Here is a 20,412-nt window from a genome sequence, read left to right on the forward strand (position 1 = left end):
AGCCGTTCCGAGACCCAGCTCGTGAGCCACTGCACTCGTTTGTGGCGCTTGAAGGCGCTTCTGCGCCGGGTGTTCGCCCGATGCTGCGCCATCTCTGGTTCATAGCCGTGAACGCTGTTACACCGCAACTCGCGGCTGATTGTGCTGTTGTGGCAGCCTAGCATTGCTGCGATCTGTCGCTGGCTTTTGCCGGCCACACGCAGGGCCGAAATCTGGTATCGTTGAGTCTGGGTTAGTTGTCGGTACTTCATCACTGCTTCACTTTGGTCGGTAAAGCCCGTGAGGGTACCGGCGACGGCCCTCCCGTCTCTACCTGGTTACGCCAAAGTGCTGCAGTTATTATCTGAATTCACGGTCTTTAGGAAACGGTCTACTTTGGACATCGCTTCATCCAGCGACAGTATGGTGTTGGCGCGGCGAATATCCCGATCCAGTTCCGCTTCGGTTTCCGCCTGATCCCGTTCGTGATGCTCACGCAAATGATGACGAATCAGCCGTTTCAGCTTGCCCCGCTTCTCGCCTAACTCTTTAAAGGTGCCCGACCATTCTTTGGCGGCGTTCGAGGACATTTTGCAACCGTCGATGGCAAACAACTCGTTGCCAAGAAGGCCCTGTTCGTGGCACACCAACAACACCTGCTCGAAAAGTTCTTCAATCTCATCGGCGTGCTGGCTGACGAAATTGGCCAAGGTGGTGAAGTGCGGAACGGTGTCGCAGGCCAAGGCTTTGAAGATAATGTTGGTCTCGCAGCACCACTGGATCTCGCGGCTGGAGGTAATGCCCTTGGAGTAAGCAAACAGGATGATCTTCAACAGAATAGCAGGATCGTAGGCCGTGCGGCCTGTGACGTCGTTGCGATACTTGGGATGAAACACCGACAGGTCCAGCTTGTGTTCAATCAGGTAATGAACGGCGTATTCAAAGGTGCCGGGCTGAAGCTGCTCCTGATAATTGATGACGACCATGACATCCTGGTCGTAGTTGTAGTGCTTGAAGCGGGGCATTCCGACGGCTCCTTGTCTGTTTGCTCAATGCTACCAAAAACCATCCGTTTTAGGTTTTTCTACAGTCTCAACGCCGCCATCACGCGCTTGTCGCGTGCATGGCATTGTTAGCAATATTACTCGGCACAATATATTATTGGCCTTGCGTTCATATCTTTAACCGCATGCGCGAAGGAAGAGATAATCCATAGTAGCTGGACAATATTACCTCTCACAGGCTTTCCTTCTTTTATTTTATTAAACTCGCCTGTAACATCTGAGACCGAAAGGAATGAACAGCATAGGATACAGCTGCGATTGAGCTTGTAATCCTTAAGCAAATTCGCCAGATACCAATCGAAATCATCGATATTTCCCTTTCGTATCCTGGGTATTTTTGTCTGTATACCTTTTCCAGACTTATAATAATTTTTAAAGGTTTTGTCTAACTTCGATAACATAGCATTCGCATCAAAATACATGTTTCCAAGGTTCTTAATTCCTTGACCGACAACATCGTGCAAGTTGCTGGCTGATGTACTGGGATCGCCGTGTTTTGAGTGAATAAAGCATATGTTTGAGTTCTCTTTGTTAAAGGTTATATGATCGGCCCACTCATCACCTAGATCATCACAGAATATATAATCATCTTCCGCATGAATTTTCTCAATGACATCAAACATTGAGTCTTCTGTAAAATTTTCGCTTTCTTCCGTAAAGCTACCTTTTTCCGAATTGACAGCAGGAATTGCTTCTATTGGCTGAAGTATCTCGAGGATGTTGTCGATTTCTGAAATCCCAGAAGAATCCTCGAAACACGCCCCCATAAAGTACATATATTTTGGGTCGTCAAAAGTGATACTATAAAACCCGTGCTTAACAATATACTTTTGAAGAGTTATTAACTTCCCGTTTTCAGGCACACGGAACTTTGCAAGGTATTTTGAATATAATGTCAGGCTTTTCTTGTTGGCTCTAACTCGAGATCCGTCATTAACACCCATTATGTTCAAATCCGAATCTATCTCGTATACTTTCTCCAGTGCAGACTCTAGATTTTTGTAGACACGATTGGAAATGCTGATGACTTTTCCTTTCTTTGTTTTATATTTTACTGAAACGCCATCCTTCTTCAGGCGATCAAGCAAGGAGTGACTCTCTATAAGAATGGCATTAGGCGAACAAATCGTTAAGACTTCGCTTAACTCCACTTTACTTGCGAAAGCATCTAAAAAATTTGTATTGCTAGGGGATTCTATTAGATTGATTTGCTCGTAACCCCATGCAGCGATATTATCGATTGTTTCTCTACTAGATGATTCAACAACCCGACCAGTTCCTGATATAGATCTGGTTTTGGCCCCTTGTCGGAGCTTAAAGTAGTAGGGAATTGATCTTCCTGCTGAGTGAGTAGAAAGCAATCCTTTTAAGTCAGCCGCCTCATACGATCTAGATCTCATTGCGCGATCTGAAACCGTCATATTTCTAAGCGCTAACCTCTGAAATTCTACATCATCATCAGAGAATGATGATGAAAATTCCTTGCTGCCGACAAGCGTAAATTTTTCGTCCATCAGGTCAAATATGTTGGCGCAGCTCTTCTTTAGAACAGCAAGGTAGTCGCCAATCTCAATGATCAATATAAATGCATAAATTTTGTCTTCGAAATCATCGTCTAAGAAATAAACTGGCCGACTAGAAGGAAATACCCTAGCTGAATAGACATAACTGAAACTTTGTTCGTCCAAGTTCCGTTCCTGCCTAAATTCATCAATTACAAATCCACTATCGGGATTCATGTTGTCAGAGGCAGTGTCCAGGATAGTTTTAACTAGCTCATCTTCTACAGGCTCATTGAGTCTGTAAAATTGTGCATTCTTAGTCAATCTGAGTCTTTCTGGCACTATCCTACCTCCTTGCTAACAGCTAATTATACGAACACGTTCATATATCACCCATTCGTAAAACCCCATTCAAACGCGCCCAAAACAACAAGGTTTTCTTAAACAAAAACAGACTCCTGAGCACCAATCACCACGGCTACCGCCAGAGTTATACGCCCTCTATTGAGCCACTCCCGCTCCCACCACAGGCGTATAATTCCACCCGTCCTGTTGCAACTTTCAAACCCTTTCAGATAGTTACCTTGTTTTTTCGGTAGGGCTCTGGGGTTTTGCGAAGACGTTCGTATAACTCCGCTAAGTATCAGCCTCTTGGTTTCCATCGCCCAACACGGCAACCGGGCTTGTTGCAATATGGAAGCGCCATGCCTCCTAACAATTAGCCACCACACTACCCCATCACCAATCGGTTTTCCGCTGGCCTTTGCAATATCTTGTTAAACCTGGAAAAACTGTGACAAATGTCTCTTGCGATTAAAAATGTCGAATCAGGAGGATTCTGGAAGGGAGATATTCGGGAGGAAACCACAGCCCCGGGCGGTACACCCGGGGTTGTGAATAGCGGTTTTACTGAACTTTCGGGTCCAGCTCGCCTGCTTCATAGCGCATGTACATACGCTCAAGGTTGATGGGTTTGATTTTGCTGGCCTGGCCGGCGCTGCCGAACGCTTCGTAGCGCGCGATGCAGATGTCGGTCATGGCCTTCATGGTTTCTTTGAGGAATTTGCGCGGGTCAAATTCGGCCGGGTTTTCCGCCAGGAAGCGGCGTACTGAACCGGTGCTGGCCAGGCGCAGGTCGGTGTCTACGTTGACTTTGCGCACACCGTGTTTGATGCCTTCCACGATTTCTTCAACCGGTACGCCGTAGGTCTCGGGGATCTCGCCGCCGTACTTGTTAATGATTTCCAGCCACTCCTGGGGCACAGAGCTGGAGCCGTGCATGACCAGGTGGGTGTCCGGAATGCGCTTGTGAATGGCTTTGATCTGTTCAATCGCCAGAATGTCGCCTGTGGGCGGACGGGTAAACTTGTAGGCACCGTGGCTGGTGCCGATGGCGATGGCCAGTGCGTCTACGTGGGTCTGCTTCACAAACTCGGCGGCTTCTTCCGGGTCGGTCAGCATCTGGCTCATATCCAGAGTGCCTTCGGCGCCAACACCGTCTTCTTCACCGGCCTGTCCGGTTTCCAGGGAGCCAAGGCACCCCAGTTCGCCTTCTACGGATACGCCGCAGGCGTGAGCCATTTCTACGGTACGACGGGTTACGTCTACGTTGTAGTCAAACTCCATCGGCGTTTTGCCGTCTTCACCCAGAGAGCCGTCCATCATTACCGAGCTGAAGCCCAGCTGGATGGAGCGCTGGCATACGGCCGGGCTGGTGCCGTGGTCCTGGTGCATCACAACCGGGATGTGGGGAAACTCTTCCACAGCGGCGAGGATGAGGTGGCGCAGGAACGGGGCCCCTGCGTATTTGCGGGCACCGGCAGACGCCTGAACAATAACCGGGGAGTCGGTTTTGTCGGCGGCTTCCATGATGGCGCGCATTTGTTCCAGGTTGTTTACGTTAAAGGCTGGCACACCGTAACCATGCTCGGCGGCGTGGTCCAGCATTTGCCGCAGCGAAATCAGGGCCATGTAGTTGTCTCCTCAGTTACATAATAAGTGGCGCAATGGGAAATCTGTCAGTCTCCGCGCGCTTCCAGTACGGCAACGGCCGGAAGCACCTTGCCTTCTACAAACTCAAGGAAGGCGCCGCCGCCGGTAGAGATATAAGAGATCTTGTCAGCTATGCCGTATTTGTCAACGGCTGCGACCGTGTCACCGCCGCCGGCCAGTGAGAAGCCTTCACTCTGGGCAATGGCTTCCGCCAGGGACTTGGTGCCCCCGCCAAACTGATCAAACTCGAACACGCCAACCGGGCCATTCCAGAGAATGGTTTTGGCGTTTTTGAGCAGCTCGGCAAACTGGCTGGCGGTTTCCGGGCCCACATCCAGAATCATGTCGTCTTCTGTTACGTCGGCAATGTTCCGGGTAGTAGCGGTAGCGTCTTCGGCGAACTCACTGGCAACCACCACATCCACCGGCAGAGGAATCTCTACACGGGCGGCGATGTCTTTAGCGGTATCAATCAGATCATGCTCGCACAGGGATTTACCCACCGGGTGGCCGGCGGCGGCGAGGAAGGTGTTGGCAATGCCGCCACCAACAATAATCTGGTCGCATACTTTTTCGAGAGCATTGAGCACATCCAGTTTGGTGGACACTTTCGAGCCCCCCACAATGGCGACCACCGGCTTGGCCGGGTTATCGAGGGCCTTGCCCAGAGCTTCCAGTTCCGCCGCCAGCAGTGGACCAGCGCAGGCATCAGGCGCGTACTTTGCCACGCCGTGAGTCGAGGCCTGGGCCCGGTGGGCGGTGCCAAAGGCATCCATCACGTAGATGTCACACAAAGCCGCGTACTGTCGGGCCAGGGTTTCCTCGTCTTTCTTTTCACCTTTGTTGAAGCGCACGTTCTCAAGCAGCACGACTTCGCCGTTGTCAACGTCTACGCCTTCCAGATAATCCCTGATCAGGCGTACTTCCTGGCCAAGCGCTTTGGTGAGGTAATCGGCTACCGGCTTCAGGGAGGCGGCTTCGTCGTATACTCCCTCTTCCGGGCGGCCCAGATGGGACATCAGCATGACTTTGCCGCCGGCGTCTCTGGCGGCTTCTATCGTCGGCAGGGAGGCACGGATGCGGGCATCGCTGGATACCTCGCCGTTTTTTACCGGTACGTTTAAATCTTCCCGGATGAGAACCCGCTTGCCGGCGAGGCTAAGGTCGGTCATTCGTTTAATGGCCATGATCTGAGTTCCATGTTCAGTTGTTGGCAATGAGTTTTGGGGAGGGGAGTCACCCCCTCTCCCCGGCCCTCTCCCGCAAGGGGAGAGGGAGTAAATGCTTTAAACCCCCCTCACTCCCGAGGGAAAGGGAGTAAATGCATTAAAACCCCCTCACCCCCGAGGGAGAGGGAGTAAATGCTTAAAAGCCCCTCTCCCCCGGAGGGAGAGGGGTTGGGGAGAGGGGGGGGGTCATTTCACCCTCTGCAACCAGCTCCGGCTGACATCCAGCATCCGGCTGGCAAATCCCCATTCGTTATCGAACCAGCACAGTACCTTTACCATGGTGCCCTGGGTCACCCGGGTCTGGCCTCCATCCACGACGCCGGAATGCGCATCGTGGTTGAAGTCGGAGCTGGCCAGCAGTTCATTGGTGTAGCCTAGTATGCCTTTCAGGGGGCCGCTGGCGGCCTGCTGCAAAACCCGGTTTACCGCGGCAATGTCTGTGGACTGGCGCACGTTGAACACCATATCGATGGCTGAGACGTTCATGGTAGGTATGCGCAGGGCCACGGAGCTGAAGCGGCCTTTCATATGGGGCAGCAAACGCTCCACGCCCCGGGCCAGCCCCGTGTCTACTGGCACCACGTTATGCAGGGCGCTGCGTGTGAGGCGCAGGTCCTGGTGGTGGTACGCATCAATCACCGGCTGGTCGTTCATGGCGGCGTGTATGGTGGTGGTACTCCCCTGCTCTACACCAAAGGCTTTATCCAGTGCCGAAATAACCGGCACCAGGCAATTGGTGGTGCAGGAGCCTGCAGACACAATCCGGTCGCTTTCAGTGAGGCTGGTGTCGTTAATGCCGTACACCACGGTTCTGTCGACATCCGGCTCTGCGGGCTGCGAAAAAAGCAGCCGTTTGGCACCGGCCTGCAGGTGGCGCCTGGCTGTGGCTGTGTCTGAGTAGGCACCAGAGCACTCCAGTACCAGATCAATGCCCAGCTCTTCCCAAGGCAGGTCTGCCGGGTCGGCCTGGCGCAGCACGCGCACAGGATCACCGTTGATGATCAGACTCTGCCCTTCCACGGCCAGGCTTCCGAAGAAGCGGCCGTGGGTGGAGTCGTAACGGGTCAGGTGCGCAATGGTGTCTATGTCAGAAAGCTCGTTAATCGCAACCACCTGCAGGTGGTCACGAAAATCGCTTTCGTACAGTGCACGCAACACACACTGGCCTATGCGGCCATACCCGTTGATGGCAATACGAAAGGGCGCGGAGTCGGTCATCAGGCGTCCAGCAGTTCCGCGGCCACTTCCAGTACGTTGTCTACGGTAAAGCCGAACTCTTTGAACAGTTCGCCGGCCGGAGCGGATTCACCAAAGGTGGTCATACCTACAACCCGGCCGTCCAGGCCCACGTACTTGTACCAGTAATCGGCAATGGCTGCTTCAATGGCGATGCGGTTGGTGACTTGTATCGGCAGCACCTGCTGCTTGTACTCGGCGTTCTGGGCATCGAACACATCGGTTGAGGGCATGGAGACAACGCGAATTTTTCTGCCCTGCTCCCGCAGCTTGTCGGCTGTGTCCTGTGCCAGGCCAACTTCGGAGCCGGTGGCAATCAGAATAAGCTCGGGCGTGCCTTCGCTGTCAGACAGCACATAGCCGCCTCTGGCCACATCCGCCAGCTGTTGGGCATCACGCGCCTGACCGGGCAGGCCCTGGCGGGAGAAGACCATGGCGGTGGGGCCGTCTTTGCGCTCAAGCGCAGCTTTCCAGGCGACGGCAGACTCAACTGCGTCGGCCGGGCGCCAGGTGCTCATGTTCGGGGTGGTGCGCAGGCTGGCCAGTTGCTCAATCGGCTGGTGTGTAGGACCGTCTTCGCCCAGACCAATAGAATCGTGGGTAAACACAAAGATAGAGCGCTGCTTCATCAGAGCCGCCATACGCACGGCGTTACGGCAGTATTCCATGAAGATCAGGAAGGTGGCGCCATAAGGTACGAAGCCGCCATGCAGGGCGATACCGTTCATAATTGCGGCCATGCCGAACTCACGCACGCCGTAATAGATGTAGTTGCCGCTGGCGTCGTCTCTGGTGACGCCTTTTGAACCGTCCCAGATGGTGAGGTTGGAGCCGGCCAGGTCGGCAGAGCCGCCCATCAGCTCCGGCAGCAGAGGTCCGTAGGCGTTCAGTGTATTCTGTGAGGCCTTACGGCTGGCAACAGTCTCACTCTTGTCCTGACACTCCTGGATATACGCCTGTGCTTTTTCGGAGAAGTCTGCAGGCAGATCACCGGCCATGCGGCGCTTCAGTTCAGCCGCCAGTTCCGGCTCGGCTTTTTCATAAGCAGCGAAGGCGTCATTCCAGGCGCTTTCCGCGCGGGCGCCCCGGTCTTTGGCGTTCCACGCGTCGTATATATCCGCCGGGACTTCAAACGGCCCGTGGGTCCAGCCCAGTGCCTCGCGGGTCAGCGCAATTTCGTCTTCACCCAGAGGCGCACCGTGGGAAGACTCGCTGCCTTGTTTGTTGGGCGAGCCGAAACCAATCACGGTTTTGCAGCAGATCAGCGTTGGCGTTTCGGTATTAGCGCGCGCCACTTCCAGTGCCGAGCAGATGGAGTCAGCGTCATGGCCATCGACACCGCCAAGCACTTCCCAGCCATAGGCCGCAAAACGCTGTGGCGTATTGTCGGTAAACCAGCCATCGACCTTGCCGTCAATGGAAATGCCATTATCGTCGTAGAAGCAAATCAGTTTGCCCAGCCCAAGGGTACCTGCCAGAGAAGCCACTTCGTGAGAGATACCCTCCATGAGGCAGCCATCGCCCAGAAACGCGTAGGTGTAGTGATCAATTATATCGTGGCCGGGGCGATTGAACTGGGCCGCCAGTGACTTCTCTGCCAGCGCAAAACCAACCGTATTGGCCAGGCCCTGCCCCAGTGGACCGGTGGTGGTTTCAACGCCTGGCGTGTAGCCGTATTCAGGATGACCGGGAGTTCTGGAGTGCAGTTGGCGGAAGTTTTTGATGTCGTCGAGAGACACATCGTATCCGCTCAGGTGCAGCAGCGAGTACTGCAGCATGGACCCGTGGCCATTAGAAAGCACAAAACGGTCGCGGTTGGCCCACTGCGGGTTAGCCGGGTTATGGCTCAGATAGTCGTTCCACAACACCTCGGCGATGTCCGCCATGCCCATAGGCGCACCCGGGTGGCCGGATTTGGCTTTCTGAACCGCATCCATGCTCAGTGCGCGTATGGCATTGGCGAGATCTTTACGAGAGGGCATCTACATTTCTCCAGTGTTTTCAAGGTAATAAGAGGTCATCCAGCGCTTTTAAGCGGGCGATGAAATGCTGCTAACAGAATGCGGACTGTATTTTCGCCGATTAGGGTGTGTCGGGGCAAATCACATCTATATCAAAAAAAATTGATATAGATGTTGATTGAATCCTGTAACCCACTTACACTTCCTTCCATGACACAGTCCGGCGCACTTGATAACTCACTGAATTCCGTGGATCTGCTTGCCCCTATCTTCAAGGCAAGCGGGGATCCATTGCGCCTGGAAATCGTGCGGGTTCTGCAACGTGACACCTTTGGTGTACTGGAACTGAGCCAGTTGTTTGGCATGCGCCAGTCGGGCATGAGCCATCACCTGAAGGTGCTGCACAAATCAGGGCTGGTAGAACCGCAGCGCGAGGGCAATGCGATTTTTTACCGCCGCCCGCTGCACCTGGATAACGACAAGCCAACGGACCTGACAATCCGGCAGATTTTTGAGGCGGTTGACCGTGCGCCGCTACCGGAGCAGCTGCAGGAAAAGATCCGGGCCATCCGCAAACAGCGCGCGGATCAGTCCCAGGCGTTTTTTTCCCGGCACTCGGAACAGTTCCGGGAACAACAGGAGCTGATTGCCGCCTTCGATCTGTATGCAGCGCCGGTGGCAGACCTGATTCGTAAGCGCACCCGCAAAACCAAATGGCAGGCGGCGCTGGAGATAGGTCCGGGTGAAGGCGGGTTTCTGCCGGTGCTGTCCGGGCTGTGTGAGCATGTGGTGGCACTGGATAACAGCCGGGACATGCTCGCCAAAGCCGAACGCACCTGCACGGACAACGGCCTGAGTAATGTCGACCTGATAGAAGGCATAACCGACGTACTGCTGGCCCGGGGCGACGCCTTTGATCTGGTGGTGGCCAACATGGTTTTGCACCATGTCCCCAGTCCGGCTGACATTTTTCTGGATGCGGCCGCATTGATGAATAACGGCGGCTGCCTGGTTATCAGCGATCTGTGCAGGCATGACCAGAACTGGGCAAAAGAAAACTGCGGTGATCTCTGGCTTGGTTTCGAGCCGGAAGAGCTTACCGCCTGGGCAGCCGCAGCAGGGCTGAAAGCGGGAGAGCAACTGTTTATCGGTTTGCGCAACGGATTTCAGGTACAGGTAAGGGAGTTCTGGAAAACACTGCTACCAATCCGGTAGCCGCTCCCGGGTAAATTACGCCCTGCCAGAGCATATCAAAAAATTTTGATATTGGCGTAGGTAGTAGTACCTACAAAGAACAAACAAAGAAGCCAGCACCTGCATTCTACTCTTAATGCAGAGCCGGCAAGATTTTCGAAACGCTCAAAGAGGAGCAAGCCTATGTCTGACTACAGCGTCTTTACTTCCGAGTCCGTCTCTGAGGGGCACCCGGATAAACTGGCCGACCAGATTTCCGATGCCGTTCTCGACGCCATCCTGACAGAAGACCCCCACGCCCGCGTGGCCTGTGAAACCATGGTGAAAACCGGTGTTGCCATTGTTGGCGGCGAAATCACCACCAGCGCTTGGGTAGACCTGGAAGATCTGGCACGGGATGTCATTAAGGACGTTGGTTACACCTCTTCAGATGTAGGTTTCGACGCCGATACCTGCGGCATCATCAATATCATCGGCAAACAGTCCGTCGACATTGCCCAGGGCGTCGACCGCCAGAAGCCGGAAGACCAGGGTGCCGGCGACCAGGGCCTGATGTTTGGCTACGCCAGCAACGAAACCGAAGTACTGATGCCGGCCCCGATTACCTTCGCCCACCGCCTGATGGAGCGCCAGGCAGAAGCCCGTAAAAAAGGCATTCTCCCGTGGCTGCGCCCGGATGCGAAAAGCCAGGTTACCTGCCGCTATGAAAACGGCAAAGTAGCCGGCATCGACGCCGTGGTGCTCTCAACCCAGCACGACCCGGACGTTACCCAGGCAGACCTGAAAGAAGCGGTCATGGAGCTGGTCGTAAAAAAGGTACTGCCACCCGAACTGCTGCATAAAGACACCCAGTACCACATCAACCCCACGGGTAAATTCGTTATCGGTGGCCCGGTGGGCGACTGCGGCCTTACTGGCCGGAAAATCATCGTAGACACCTACGGCGGCACGGCCCGCCACGGCGGCGGCGCATTCTCGGGCAAAGACCCCTCAAAGGTAGACCGCTCAGCCGCCTACGCCGGCCGCTACGTCGCCAAAAACATCGTTGCCGCCGGCCTGGCCGACAAGTGCGAGATACAGGTGTCCTACGCCATCGGCGTGGCCCAACCCACCTCCATCTCCCTGAACACCTTCGGCACCGGCAAAATCAGCGACGACAAAATCATCCAGCTGGTCCGGGAACAGTTCGATCTGCGCCCTTACGCCATCACCAACATGCTCGACCTGCTACACCCTATGTACCAGGCCACAGCAGCCTACGGACACTTCGGCCGCGAGCCACAGGAAGTCACCATTGGCGGCAACACATTCACCACCTTCCCGTGGGAGAAAACAGATCGCGCGGCTGCTCTTAAGGATGCAGCGGGTATCTGACACGTTTTTTGGCGTATTGCTGATGGCATTCGCCAAAGTTTAAGAGAGGTGGTGGGGGACTCCCTCCCCGGAATGTCTGAGGCCATGGATGGCCGAAGCCAAGCGCACATGGATGTGCTCGTAGCGGTTCCGGGGAGGGATCCCCCACCACCGACACACAAAATTCAAAGGCCAGAGAGGTAAACCTCCAGGCCTGAACAGAACTAACTGGAGAACACCATGAGCAACTTCGAAGACTACAAAGTACGCGACATTTCCCTGGCAGACTGGGGCCGCAAAGAAATCAAAATCGCCGAAGGCGAAATGCCCGCTCTCATGGCATTGCGCGAAAAATACAAAGCCGAGCAGCCGCTGGAAGGCGCCAACATCATGGGCTGCATCCACATGACCATCCAGACGGCCGTACTGATCGAAACCCTGGTTGAACTGGGCGCTAACGTACGCTGGTCCTCATGCAACATCTTCTCTACCCAGGACCAGGCAGCAGCGGCCATTGCGGCCCAAAACATCCCCGTATTCGCCTGGAAAGGCGAAACCGAGGAGGAATACCTCTGGTGCCTCGAGCGCACGATTGGTGCCGACGTAGACGGCTGGGAGCCAAACATGGTTCTGGACGACGGTGGCGACCTCACTGCCCTGCTCCATGAACAGTACCCGGAAGTACTGGCCAACTGCCACGGCGTAACCGAAGAAACCACCACCGGTGTCCACCGCCTGCAGGAAATGCTGCGTGAAGGCACCCTGAAAGTACCTGCCATCAACGTAAACGACGCAGTAACCAAGTCGAAGAACGACAACAAGTACGGCTGCCGCCACAGCCTCAATGATGCCATCAAGCGTGGCACCGACCACCTGCTTTCCGGCAAGAAAGCGCTGGTGATCGGTTACGGCGACGTGGGCAAAGGCTCCGCCGCTTCACTGCGCCAGGAAGGCATGATTGTAAAAGTGACCGAAGCCGACCCCATCTGTGCCATGCAGGCCTGCATGGACGGCTTTGAAGTGGTTTCTCCCTACACCAACGGTGTCAACACAGGCACGGAAGCGGCGATTAACACCGACCTGTTGCAGAACACCGACATTCTGGTGACCACAACCGGCAACATGAACGTGTGCGATGCTCACATGCTCAAAGCACTCAAGTCCGGCGCCGTTGTGTGCAATATCGGCCACTTTGATAACGAAATCGACACAGCCTACATGCGCAAGCACTGGGAGTGGGACGAAGTTAAGCCCCAGGTGCACGTGATTTATCGCGACAAGGCGGTGAATGACCACCTGATCCTGCTCTCTGAAGGTCGCCTGGTAAACCTTGGTAATGCCACCGGGCACCCTTCACGGATCATGGATGGCTCCTTCGCCAACCAGGTTCTGGCGCAAATGTACCTGTTCGAACGCAAGTTCGCAGACCTGCCTGAAGAGGCGCGCGCGAAAGGCATCTATGTTCAGGTTCTGCCCAAGCACCTGGACGAAGAAGTGGCCCGCGCCATGGTTGAAGGCTTTGGCGGTGTGATCACCAAGATGACACCGGAGCAGGCGCAGTACATAGGTGTACCGGTTGAAGGCCCGTACAAGCCAGAAAGTTATAAATACTGATCGGATAGAAAAATGGAATCTCAGAAACAATTCAAACGCCGCTTCAGCTTTGAGTTTTTCCCGCCCAAAACGGACAGAGGGTGGGAAAAGCTCCAGGGAGTGCGCAACCAGCTTGCCGAGGTGAACCCGGATTTTTTCTCGGTCACCTTCGGGGCGGGCGGCTCCACTCGCGACCGCACGATTGAAACCGTGCTCAACCTGCACAGCAAAGGCATTTCCACCGCGCCCCACCTGTCCTGCATTGGTGGTACACGTGCCGATATAGCAGAACTACTGGATGCCTACAAAGACAACGGCATCAACCGCATTGTCGCCCTTCGGGGTGACATGCCTTCCGGTATGGGTGCCGGCGGTGAAATGCGCTACGCCAACGAGCTGGTTGAATTTATTCGCGAGCACAGCGGCGACCACTTCAACCTGGAAGTTGCTGCGTATCCGGAGTTTCATCCCCAGGCCCGTAACGCCGAAGAAGATCTGAAAAACTTTGCCCGCAAGGTAGAAGCCGGTGCCAACAGCGCCATCACCCAGTACTTCTTTAATGCGGACAGCTATTTCTACTTCATCGACCGGCTGGAAAAGCTCGGGGTTACCATTCCGGTGGTCCCTGGCATCATGCCCATTGTGAACTTTTCAAATCTGGTGCGGTTTTCGGACATGTGTGGTGCAGAAATTCCACGCTGGATTCGTAAGCAGCTGGAAGCCTACGGTGACGATACAGCCAGCATCCGCAAGTTCGGAGAAGAAGTGGTCACCCGCATGTGTGAAAAGCTGCTGCAAGCCGGCGCACCGGGGCTGCACTTCTACACCCTGAACCAGGCTGAGCCGAGCATCAGTATCTGGAACAACCTGGGTATCAGCGAGCGGGAGAAGATTGCGTTTTGAGGTGACTTCCTCTCCCCTCTCCCCAACCCCTCTCCCCAACCCCTCTCCCCAACCCCTCTCCCGCAAGGGGAGAGGGGCTTATGTTGTGCAAGCATTTGATTTCCAGCGCCCATCCTAGTAATAGTCTAAAATGTACATGATGCAGTTCCACTAATGCTCCCCCGAAGACGGAGCCCCAATAAGAAAGACAAGGAGAAAGCATGAGCATCAACTGGATGAAAACCCTGGGCACAGGCCTGGCACTGACCGTCGCAGCCAGCACCGTCAGCGCTGAAACCCTCCGAGTGGTCACCGACCCAAGCTTTGTCCCCTTCGAAATGATGGATGAGGAATCCGGCGAAATGATCGGGTTCGACATGGAAATCATTGCCGAAGTCGCCGAGCGCGCCGGCTTTGATTACAAGCTCAACACCATGGATTTCAACGGTATTATTCCGGCTCTGCAAACCGGCAATGTGGATATTGCCATTGCCGGCATCACCATTACCGATGAGCGCGAGAAAATCGTTGATTTTTCCGACCCTTACTATGATTCCGGCCTGCGTATCCTTGTTCGTAACAATAACAACGAGGTTACTGAAATGTCGGATCTTGAGGGCCTGAAAGTCGGCACTAAAATCGGCAGCACCAGCTACGATTACCTCAAGAAGAATCTGGACGAAAACGACGGCGTTACGCCCTACCCCGGCAGTTCCGATATGTACATGGCTCTGATGTCGCGGGCGGTCGATGCGGTATTTTATGACTCCCCGAACGTTGGCTACTTTGCCCGCACCAAAGGCGAAGGCAAGGTAAAAACAGTAGGCAAACTGTACGAAGGTCAGCAATACGGCATCGCACTCAAGGATGGCAGCGAGTGGGTTGAAGACGTTAACGACGCCCTCGCCTCCATGAAAGATGATGGAACCTATAAGAAGATCTACGAAAAGTGGTTTGGCCCCATGCCGGAAGAAAAATAAGCCCTTAGCCGGCTGAACCTTCTTCCGTATCTACCACCGGGGCCTCGCCCCGGTGGCTTCTGACGCCAACCCCTGCGGAGACGCCTACTGTGGAATCCCAGTTTCAATTTGACTGGCAGGCAGCCATCAACTCCATTCCCTTTCTGATCAAAGGGATACCCTATACTCTCCTGATTTCCTTCGGCGGCCTTGTGATAGGCTTTGTCCTGGGTATTATTTTTGGCTTACTGAGCATCAACAAAAAGTGGTTCTTCAAATGGCCCGCCACGGCCTACATTGAAGTTTTCCGGGGCACTCCGATTCTGGTTCAGGTCCTGTTTATCTTTTATGGCCTGCCAGACCTGATCGGTGGTCCGATTGACCCGCTGACGGCCGGTATTGCGGCAATTGCACTGAACTCCGGGGCCTATATCTCAGAGGTTGTGCGCGGCGGCGTCCAATCCATTGACAGAGGTCAGACCGAGGCCGGGCTGTCCCTCGGGCTGTCGCGCACACAAACCTTCTGGTCCGTGGTCTGGCCCCAGGCCTTCCGGCGCATGATCCCGCCACTGGGCAACCAGGCTATCGTGAGCATCAAGGACACCTCTTTGTTCTCGGTTATCGGTGTTGGTGAGCTGGTCCGTCAGGGCCAGGTTTACATTGCCAACACCTTCACGGCCTTTGAGGTGTACTTTGTTGTTGCAGTTCTCTATCTGGCTATTACGCTTTCCCTGTCACTGGTCCTCCGCCTGATTGAACGGCGCGGGCTCGCCTCTGTGTGAAGGACACCTGATCATGACGCAGATTGTAAAAATGAAGGGCATGAACAAGTACTTCGGCAAGTTACATGTCCTCAGAGATATCGACCTGACTGTGGAGCAGGGCGAAGTGGTTGTGGTTATCGGGGCCAGCGGTTCAGGCAAGTCCACCCTGATCCGCTGTGCTAACGGCCTGGAAGAGTTTGAGTCTGGTCGTGTGGAGGTTCATGGCCACGCCTTGTCACCGAAAGGCGGCAATCAGCAGGCTTTAACAGCCATACGCAAAGAGGTCGGTATGGTGTTCCAGCAGTTCAACCTGTTCCCTCACCTCACGGTGAAGCAGAACATTATGCTGGCCCCGAAGAAAGTTAAAAACACGCCCAAAACGGTTGCCAACGCCACCGCTGAGCGCCTGCTGGACCGGGTAGGCATTGGTAGCCAGGCCGACAAATACCCCAGCCACCTTTCCGGTGGCCAGCAACAGCGGGTCGCCATTGCCCGGGCGCTGGCCATGGAGCCGGGCCTTATGCTGTTTGACGAACCTACCTCCGCACTGGATCCGGAAATGATCGGCGAAGTGCTGGATGTCATGCGCGAACTGGCCAAAGAAGGCATGACCATGATGGTGGTCACCCACGAAATGGGCTTCGCCCGGGAAGTGGCCGACCGTGTGATCTACATACACGAGGGCCAGATTGTGGAACAGGGCAAGCCAGACGACGTGTTTGATAACCCCCGGAACGAGCGCACCCAGGCGTTTCTCTCGAGGGTGCTGGTGCGCTGACTCAGTCCCCGATTACCACCGACCCGGATCCAATCACCACCCCACCACAGGTAATTGCTCCCCCTGTCACAGCGGCGGGTATGCCGTTAATCATCACGGTTCCGGAACCTGCAGCCACTGCCCGTGGGTGGGGTGGGTGTTTGGGCTTGGAGTGAGGCCCCAGCGGGTCGCCCACACGGGCAACGGGTTTACCATCAATAAGAACATCGGGGGAGCCGGCGAGCACCGGCGTTGGCGGGAAACCTTCGTGATCGGAGCCCAGGTCTCCGAGTAGTACAACGGCTTTACTCATATCGCATCCTTTACGTTGTTTCGTCCATGAACGCGCATTATAACAGCTGTTTAACTGTTTCATACTCGCGTTCTGTTCAGGTGTAAAAGGCGCCATAAATCTGCCTGTTTATCAGCACTCCGGAGCTCTGGTCATGGACCGCCGTTAACTGTATTATCAAAAACGGTTAACAGCCAAGATTTATCATTGCATATCCATGCACTTACCGGAGCACTTTTATGCACAACGCTGATCTTATAGCCCGTGGGCTTAAATCCGTATGGCACCCCTGCACCCAGATGAAGGATCACGAAACCCTCCCGTTGGTCCCTATCAAGCGTGGCAAGGGAGTCTGGCTGGAGGACTTTGAGAACAATCATTACATTGATGCCGTCAGTTCCTGGTGGGTGAATCTGTTTGGCCATGCCAACCCCAGAATCAACGCGGCGATTGAAAAGCAGATTGGCGAACTGGAACACGTCATCCTGGCCGGGTTCACCCATGAGCCTGTGGTCAACCTGTCTGAACGGCTTATTGAAGTCACTCCCGAAGATCTGAACAAGTGCTTCTATGCGGACAATGGTTCGTCAGCCATCGAGGCAGCACTCAAGATGAGCTTTCACTACTGGAAAAACCAGGGCAAACCCGGCAAGAAAAACTTTGTGAACCTGAGCAACAGTTACCATGGCGAGACTCTGGGTGCGCTGGCTCTGGGAGATGTGGGCTTGTACAGGGACACCTATCAACCTCTGCTGATGGAGGTATTAACAGCACCCTCGCCAGATGCCTATTACAAAGAAGAGGGAGAGACTGACGAAGCGTATGCTCTGCGCCAGTTTGAAGCCATGGACAAGCTGTTAGCGGAAAAGCACGAAGAAATCTGCGCTGTCGTCGTGGAGCCGCTGATCCAGTGCGCCGGCGGCATGCGAATGCACCATCCGGTTTACCACACCAAACTGCGTGAGGCTTGTGACCGCTATGGCGTTCACCTGATCGCAGACGAAATTGCCGTCGGCTTCGGCCGCACCGGCACCCTGTTTGCCTGCGAACAATCCGGTATAACGCCAGACTTCATGTGTTTGTCTAAAGGTCTCACGGCCGGCTACCTGCCTCTTTCGGTTGTGCTGACCACCGATCAGGTTTACAACGCCTTTTACGACGACTACGAAACCCTGAAAGCCTTTCTGCACAGCCACAGTTACACCGGCAACCCCATCGGTTGTGCCGTGGCGCTGGCAACCCTCGATATTTTCCGGGACGATCAGGTTATCGAACAAAACCGCCGTCTTTCAGCCTGTATGGCCGAGTCGGTTGCCCATCTTGCCGACCACCCAAACGTGGGCGATATCCGCCAGCATGGCATGACCCTGGCCGTGGAAATGGTCAAAGACAAGGCCACAAAAACCCCGTTCCCGTGGCAGGAACGCCGGGGTATTCGTGTTTATCAGCACTCCCTCACACGCGAGGCCTTGCTTCGACCCCTGGGTAATGTGGTTTACTTCATGCCACCTTACGTCATAACCGAAGACCAGATTCAACATCTGGCCCAGGTCGCGACAGAAGGTATAAACATCGCCGTTCGTGACTGACCCGGGTAAACACTCATGCGCATCCCCAGAATCTACACCGCCTCGCCTCTGAGCGAAGGCGCTCTCGCTGAACTTGATGAAAACGCTGCCCAGCACGTTGGCCGCGTTTTACGAATGCAATCAGGGCAACAGCTGAGACTGTTCAACGGGGATGGCCAGGACTACCCGGCTACGATTACCGAAACCGGCAAAAAGCGTGTCGAAGTACGTGTAGATGCGCCAGAGGCCAATCACACTGAGTCGCCCCTGCAGATCACCCTGGGCCAGACGCTGTCCAGGGGTGACCGTATGGATTACGCCGTTCAGAAGGCGGTGGAAATGGGCGTTACCTGCATCGTGCCGCTTACCACTGAGCACTGTGAGGTAAAACTTAAAGGCGACCGTGAGAGCAAACGTCTTCGGCACTGGCAGTCCGTCGCGGTGAGTGCCGCAGAGCAGTGTGGCCGGGCCAGGGTTCCGGAGATTCTGCCAGTCATGACCGTGGAGCAATGGCTGGAACATAGCCGCAACTGCGATCTGCGTCTGGTGCTTCACCACCGCACCGCACAGTCTCTCGCTGCCATGGACAAGCCTCAGCATATCGCGCTGATGATTGGCCCTGAGGGCGGTCTGAGCGCGAGCGAGATAGCTCTGGCAGAACAGGACGGCTTTCTCCCTGTGGCTCTTGGCCCCAGGGTTCTCAGAACCGAAACCGCCCCCGTTGCAGCTACGGCGCTATGCCAGTGGTTATGGGGAGATATCGGATGACCAGCCTGCTGGGTAATCCAGAGCTCTGGCAGTATCTCAGCATCCCGATGATCGCGGCTATTATCGGTTGGTGCACGAACTGGCTCGCCATCAAAATGACCTTCTTTCCGCTGGAGTTTGTGGGCAAGCCACCCTGGCTTGGCTGGCAGGGCATTATTCCCTCCAAAGCCGGCAAAATGGCGTCCATCAGTGTTGATGCAACCATTTCCAAAATCGGCACGGTGCGGGAAATTTTCGAGCAGATTGACCCTAGAGTGCTTGCTACTCACATTGTCCACTCTGTCGATCCGCGCCTTGAGGAATATGTCGACGAACTGATGCTCAGGGAGCACCCGACATTCTGGGAAAACCTCCCCGCTTCCGCACGCAGAATTGTCTACGAGCGGGTGCGCAGAGCCACGCCGCAACTGGTCGACAACCTGGTAGGTGATGTTGCAGACAATATTGAAGACCTGCTGGACATGAAAGGCATGGTGGTCGAACGCCTCACCACTGACAAGCAACTGCTGAACCGCACTTTTCTCGAATGCGGCGAAGCAGAGTTCCGCTTTATTGTGAACTCAGGCTTCTACTTCGGCTTCCTGTTCGGCCTGATTCAGATGACTGTCTGGTATTTTTTCCAGAACTGGTGGGTGTTGCCCGTGTTCGGGCTAATGGTCGGCTGGGCCACCAACTGGATAGCACTGAATGTTATTTTCCGCCCGCTGCACGCAATTAAAATTGGCCCATTCCGCATTCAGGGCCTGTTTCTCAAACGCCAACACGAGGTGGCTGAATCTTTCTGCCACATAGTGACCCACGACATCCTCACGGTCAGCAATATCATCAACGCCATACTGGAAGGCCCCAGTGGGGACCGGGCCCGCAACATGGTGAAGCAACACATTAAACCCCTGGTCGATGAAACGGCCGGCCTGGGCAAGGCCCTGACTCAGGTGGCGTTCGGCCCGACCGGCTTTGCGACGATGAGGCATCAGGTGGGAGAGAAAGCCATCGAAATATCACAAGAGCCGTTTGACGACCCGGTGTTTGAGGTCGACAGAGCACGCGCTGTAGAGTCCATTATGGTCGAACGTATGCGGGCGCTCTCCCCGGCTGAGTTCCAGGACCTGCTCCGGCCCTGCTTTCAGGAAGACGAAATCAAGCTCATCCTTGTAGGCGCGGCTCTGGGCTTTACGGCTGGTGTCTGCCAGCTGATTTTTGTGTTCGGAGGGGCTCTTTCATAAGCAGGCAGAACAGAAGCCTTATTTTATCTGTGCAAGCTTGCGAGGGATCTCTATACTACACAGTATATATGCGTACATAATCACGACACAGAA

The 20,412-nt window shown here is 54.8% G+C and carries 17 protein-coding genes and 1 pseudogene; 10 read left to right on the forward strand and 8 right to left on the reverse strand.

Annotated features, from left to right (window positions below; all coding sequences use genetic code 11):
• From FFI95_RS00005 to tkt, 7 genes and pseudogenes are all read right to left on the reverse strand, one after another.
• The coding region (locus FFI95_RS00005) for a helix-turn-helix domain-containing protein (RefSeq protein WP_144820307.1) at positions 1–251 on the reverse strand (251 nt) is incomplete at its 3' end.
• A gap of 102 nt (positions 252–353) precedes the next feature.
• Positions 354–1,004: pseudogene (locus FFI95_RS00010) on the reverse strand (transposase); the annotation flags it as partial.
• A 116-nt stretch (positions 1,005–1,120) separates the two neighbouring features.
• A complete protein-coding gene (locus FFI95_RS00015) occupies positions 1,121–2,887 on the reverse strand; it encodes a hypothetical protein (protein ID WP_144820308.1) in 1,767 nt (588 codons plus the stop codon).
• Positions 2,888–3,451: 564 nt separating this feature from the next.
• Positions 3,452–4,516, reverse strand: a complete 1,065-nt coding sequence (gene fba / locus FFI95_RS00020; protein ID WP_144820309.1) for a class II fructose-bisphosphate aldolase — start codon at positions 4,514–4,516, stop codon at positions 3,452–3,454.
• A 47-nt stretch (positions 4,517–4,563) separates the two neighbouring features.
• On the reverse strand, positions 4,564–5,724 hold the full coding sequence (locus FFI95_RS00025) for a phosphoglycerate kinase (RefSeq protein ID WP_144820310.1): 1,161 nt from the start codon (positions 5,722–5,724) through the stop codon (positions 4,564–4,566).
• 228 nt (positions 5,725–5,952) lie between these two features.
• Positions 5,953–6,984 (reverse strand): type I glyceraldehyde-3-phosphate dehydrogenase, encoded by a 1,032-nt coding sequence (locus FFI95_RS00030; RefSeq protein ID WP_144820311.1) that lies wholly within the window; start codon positions 6,982–6,984, stop codon positions 5,953–5,955.
• On the reverse strand, positions 6,984–8,984 hold the full coding sequence (tkt, locus tag FFI95_RS00035) for a transketolase (RefSeq protein ID WP_144820312.1): 2,001 nt from the start codon (positions 8,982–8,984) through the stop codon (positions 6,984–6,986). Before tkt ends, FFI95_RS00030 begins: the two co-directional genes overlap by 1 nt.
• Positions 8,985–9,173: 189 nt before the next feature.
• Between tkt and FFI95_RS00040 the strand changes: the two genes are divergently transcribed.
• From FFI95_RS00040 to FFI95_RS00075, 7 genes are all read left to right on the forward strand, one after another.
• A complete protein-coding gene (locus FFI95_RS00040) occupies positions 9,174–10,178 on the forward strand; it encodes a metalloregulator ArsR/SmtB family transcription factor (protein WP_144821394.1) in 1,005 nt (334 codons plus the stop codon).
• Positions 10,179–10,340: 162 nt separating this feature from the next.
• A complete protein-coding gene (metK, locus tag FFI95_RS00045; RefSeq protein WP_144820313.1) occupies positions 10,341–11,531 on the forward strand; it encodes a methionine adenosyltransferase in 1,191 nt (396 codons plus the stop codon).
• A gap of 219 nt (positions 11,532–11,750) precedes the next feature.
• The gene (ahcY, locus tag FFI95_RS00050; RefSeq protein ID WP_144820314.1) at positions 11,751–13,124 is read left to right on the forward strand and encodes an adenosylhomocysteinase; all 1,374 of its coding nucleotides are present in this window, start codon (positions 11,751–11,753) and stop codon (positions 13,122–13,124) included.
• A gap of 12 nt (positions 13,125–13,136) precedes the next feature.
• Positions 13,137–14,006 (forward strand): methylenetetrahydrofolate reductase [NAD(P)H], encoded by an 870-nt coding sequence (gene metF / locus FFI95_RS00055; protein WP_144820315.1) that lies wholly within the window; start codon positions 13,137–13,139, stop codon positions 14,004–14,006.
• A gap of 200 nt (positions 14,007–14,206) precedes the next feature.
• Entirely contained in the window at positions 14,207–14,965 is a 759-nt protein-coding gene (locus tag FFI95_RS00065) for a transporter substrate-binding domain-containing protein (RefSeq protein ID WP_144820317.1), read from the forward strand.
• Positions 14,966–15,054: 89 nt separating this feature from the next.
• On the forward strand, positions 15,055–15,726 hold the full coding sequence (locus FFI95_RS00070; RefSeq protein WP_144820318.1) for an amino acid ABC transporter permease: 672 nt from the start codon (positions 15,055–15,057) through the stop codon (positions 15,724–15,726).
• 13 nt (positions 15,727–15,739) lie between these two features.
• Entirely contained in the window at positions 15,740–16,486 is a 747-nt protein-coding gene (locus FFI95_RS00075) for an amino acid ABC transporter ATP-binding protein (protein ID WP_144820319.1), read from the forward strand.
• A 1-nt stretch (position 16,487) separates the two neighbouring features.
• On the opposite strand, the gene FFI95_RS00080 is transcribed toward FFI95_RS00075, so the two are convergent.
• Entirely contained in the window at positions 16,488–16,778 is a 291-nt protein-coding gene (locus FFI95_RS00080) for a type VI secretion system PAAR protein (protein WP_144820320.1), read from the reverse strand.
• 218 nt (positions 16,779–16,996) lie between these two features.
• On the opposite strand from FFI95_RS00080, the gene FFI95_RS00085 reads away from it, so the two are divergent.
• Genes FFI95_RS00085 through FFI95_RS00095 form a run of 3 tightly spaced genes read left to right on the forward strand, consistent with a single transcriptional unit; the run spans position 16,997 to position 20,319 of the window.
• Positions 16,997–18,346 (forward strand): adenosylmethionine--8-amino-7-oxononanoate transaminase, encoded by a 1,350-nt coding sequence (locus FFI95_RS00085; protein WP_144820321.1) that lies wholly within the window; start codon positions 16,997–16,999, stop codon positions 18,344–18,346.
• A gap of 15 nt (positions 18,347–18,361) precedes the next feature.
• Complete coding sequence (locus FFI95_RS00090; RefSeq protein WP_144820322.1) at positions 18,362–19,093, forward strand: 16S rRNA (uracil(1498)-N(3))-methyltransferase; 732 nt, start codon at positions 18,362–18,364, stop codon at positions 19,091–19,093.
• On the forward strand, positions 19,090–20,319 hold the full coding sequence (locus tag FFI95_RS00095; protein ID WP_144820323.1) for a DUF445 family protein: 1,230 nt from the start codon (positions 19,090–19,092) through the stop codon (positions 20,317–20,319). The genes FFI95_RS00090 and FFI95_RS00095 overlap by 4 nt, the downstream gene beginning before the upstream one ends.
• Positions 20,320–20,412: the final 93 nt, after the last annotated feature.

This window comes from Marinobacter piscis (assembly GCF_007671655.1).
In the GTDB taxonomy this organism is placed as follows: Bacteria; Pseudomonadota; Gammaproteobacteria; order Pseudomonadales; family Oleiphilaceae; genus Marinobacter; species Marinobacter piscensis.

What these genes read in the sequence shown, in the direction of transcription:
- fba (WP_144820309.1), bottom strand. Translation starts at nt 4,516, where the DNA reads ATGGCCCTGATTTCGCTGCGGCAAATGCTGGACCACGCCGCCGAGCAT.
- FFI95_RS00025 (WP_144820310.1), bottom strand. Translation starts at nt 5,724, where the DNA reads ATGGCCATTAAACGAATGACCGACCTTAGCCTCGCCGGCAAGCGGGTT.
- FFI95_RS00030 (WP_144820311.1), bottom strand. Translation starts at nt 6,984, where the DNA reads ATGACCGACTCCGCGCCCTTTCGTATTGCCATCAACGGGTATGGCCGC.
- tkt (WP_144820312.1), bottom strand. Translation starts at nt 8,984, where the DNA reads ATGCCCTCTCGTAAAGATCTCGCCAATGCCATACGCGCACTGAGCATG.
- FFI95_RS00040 (WP_144821394.1), top strand. Translation starts at nt 9,174, where the DNA reads ATGACACAGTCCGGCGCACTTGATAACTCACTGAATTCCGTGGATCTG.
- metK (WP_144820313.1), top strand. Translation starts at nt 10,341, where the DNA reads ATGTCTGACTACAGCGTCTTTACTTCCGAGTCCGTCTCTGAGGGGCAC.
- ahcY (WP_144820314.1), top strand. Translation starts at nt 11,751, where the DNA reads ATGAGCAACTTCGAAGACTACAAAGTACGCGACATTTCCCTGGCAGAC.
- metF (WP_144820315.1), top strand. Translation starts at nt 13,137, where the DNA reads ATGGAATCTCAGAAACAATTCAAACGCCGCTTCAGCTTTGAGTTTTTC.
- FFI95_RS00065 (WP_144820317.1), top strand. Translation starts at nt 14,207, where the DNA reads ATGAGCATCAACTGGATGAAAACCCTGGGCACAGGCCTGGCACTGACC.
- FFI95_RS00075 (WP_144820319.1), top strand. Translation starts at nt 15,740, where the DNA reads ATGACGCAGATTGTAAAAATGAAGGGCATGAACAAGTACTTCGGCAAG.
- FFI95_RS00080 (WP_144820320.1), bottom strand. Translation starts at nt 16,778, where the DNA reads ATGAGTAAAGCCGTTGTACTACTCGGAGACCTGGGCTCCGATCACGAA.
- FFI95_RS00085 (WP_144820321.1), top strand. Translation starts at nt 16,997, where the DNA reads ATGCACAACGCTGATCTTATAGCCCGTGGGCTTAAATCCGTATGGCAC.
- FFI95_RS00090 (WP_144820322.1), top strand. Translation starts at nt 18,362, where the DNA reads ATGCGCATCCCCAGAATCTACACCGCCTCGCCTCTGAGCGAAGGCGCT.
- FFI95_RS00095 (WP_144820323.1), top strand. Translation starts at nt 19,090, where the DNA reads ATGACCAGCCTGCTGGGTAATCCAGAGCTCTGGCAGTATCTCAGCATC.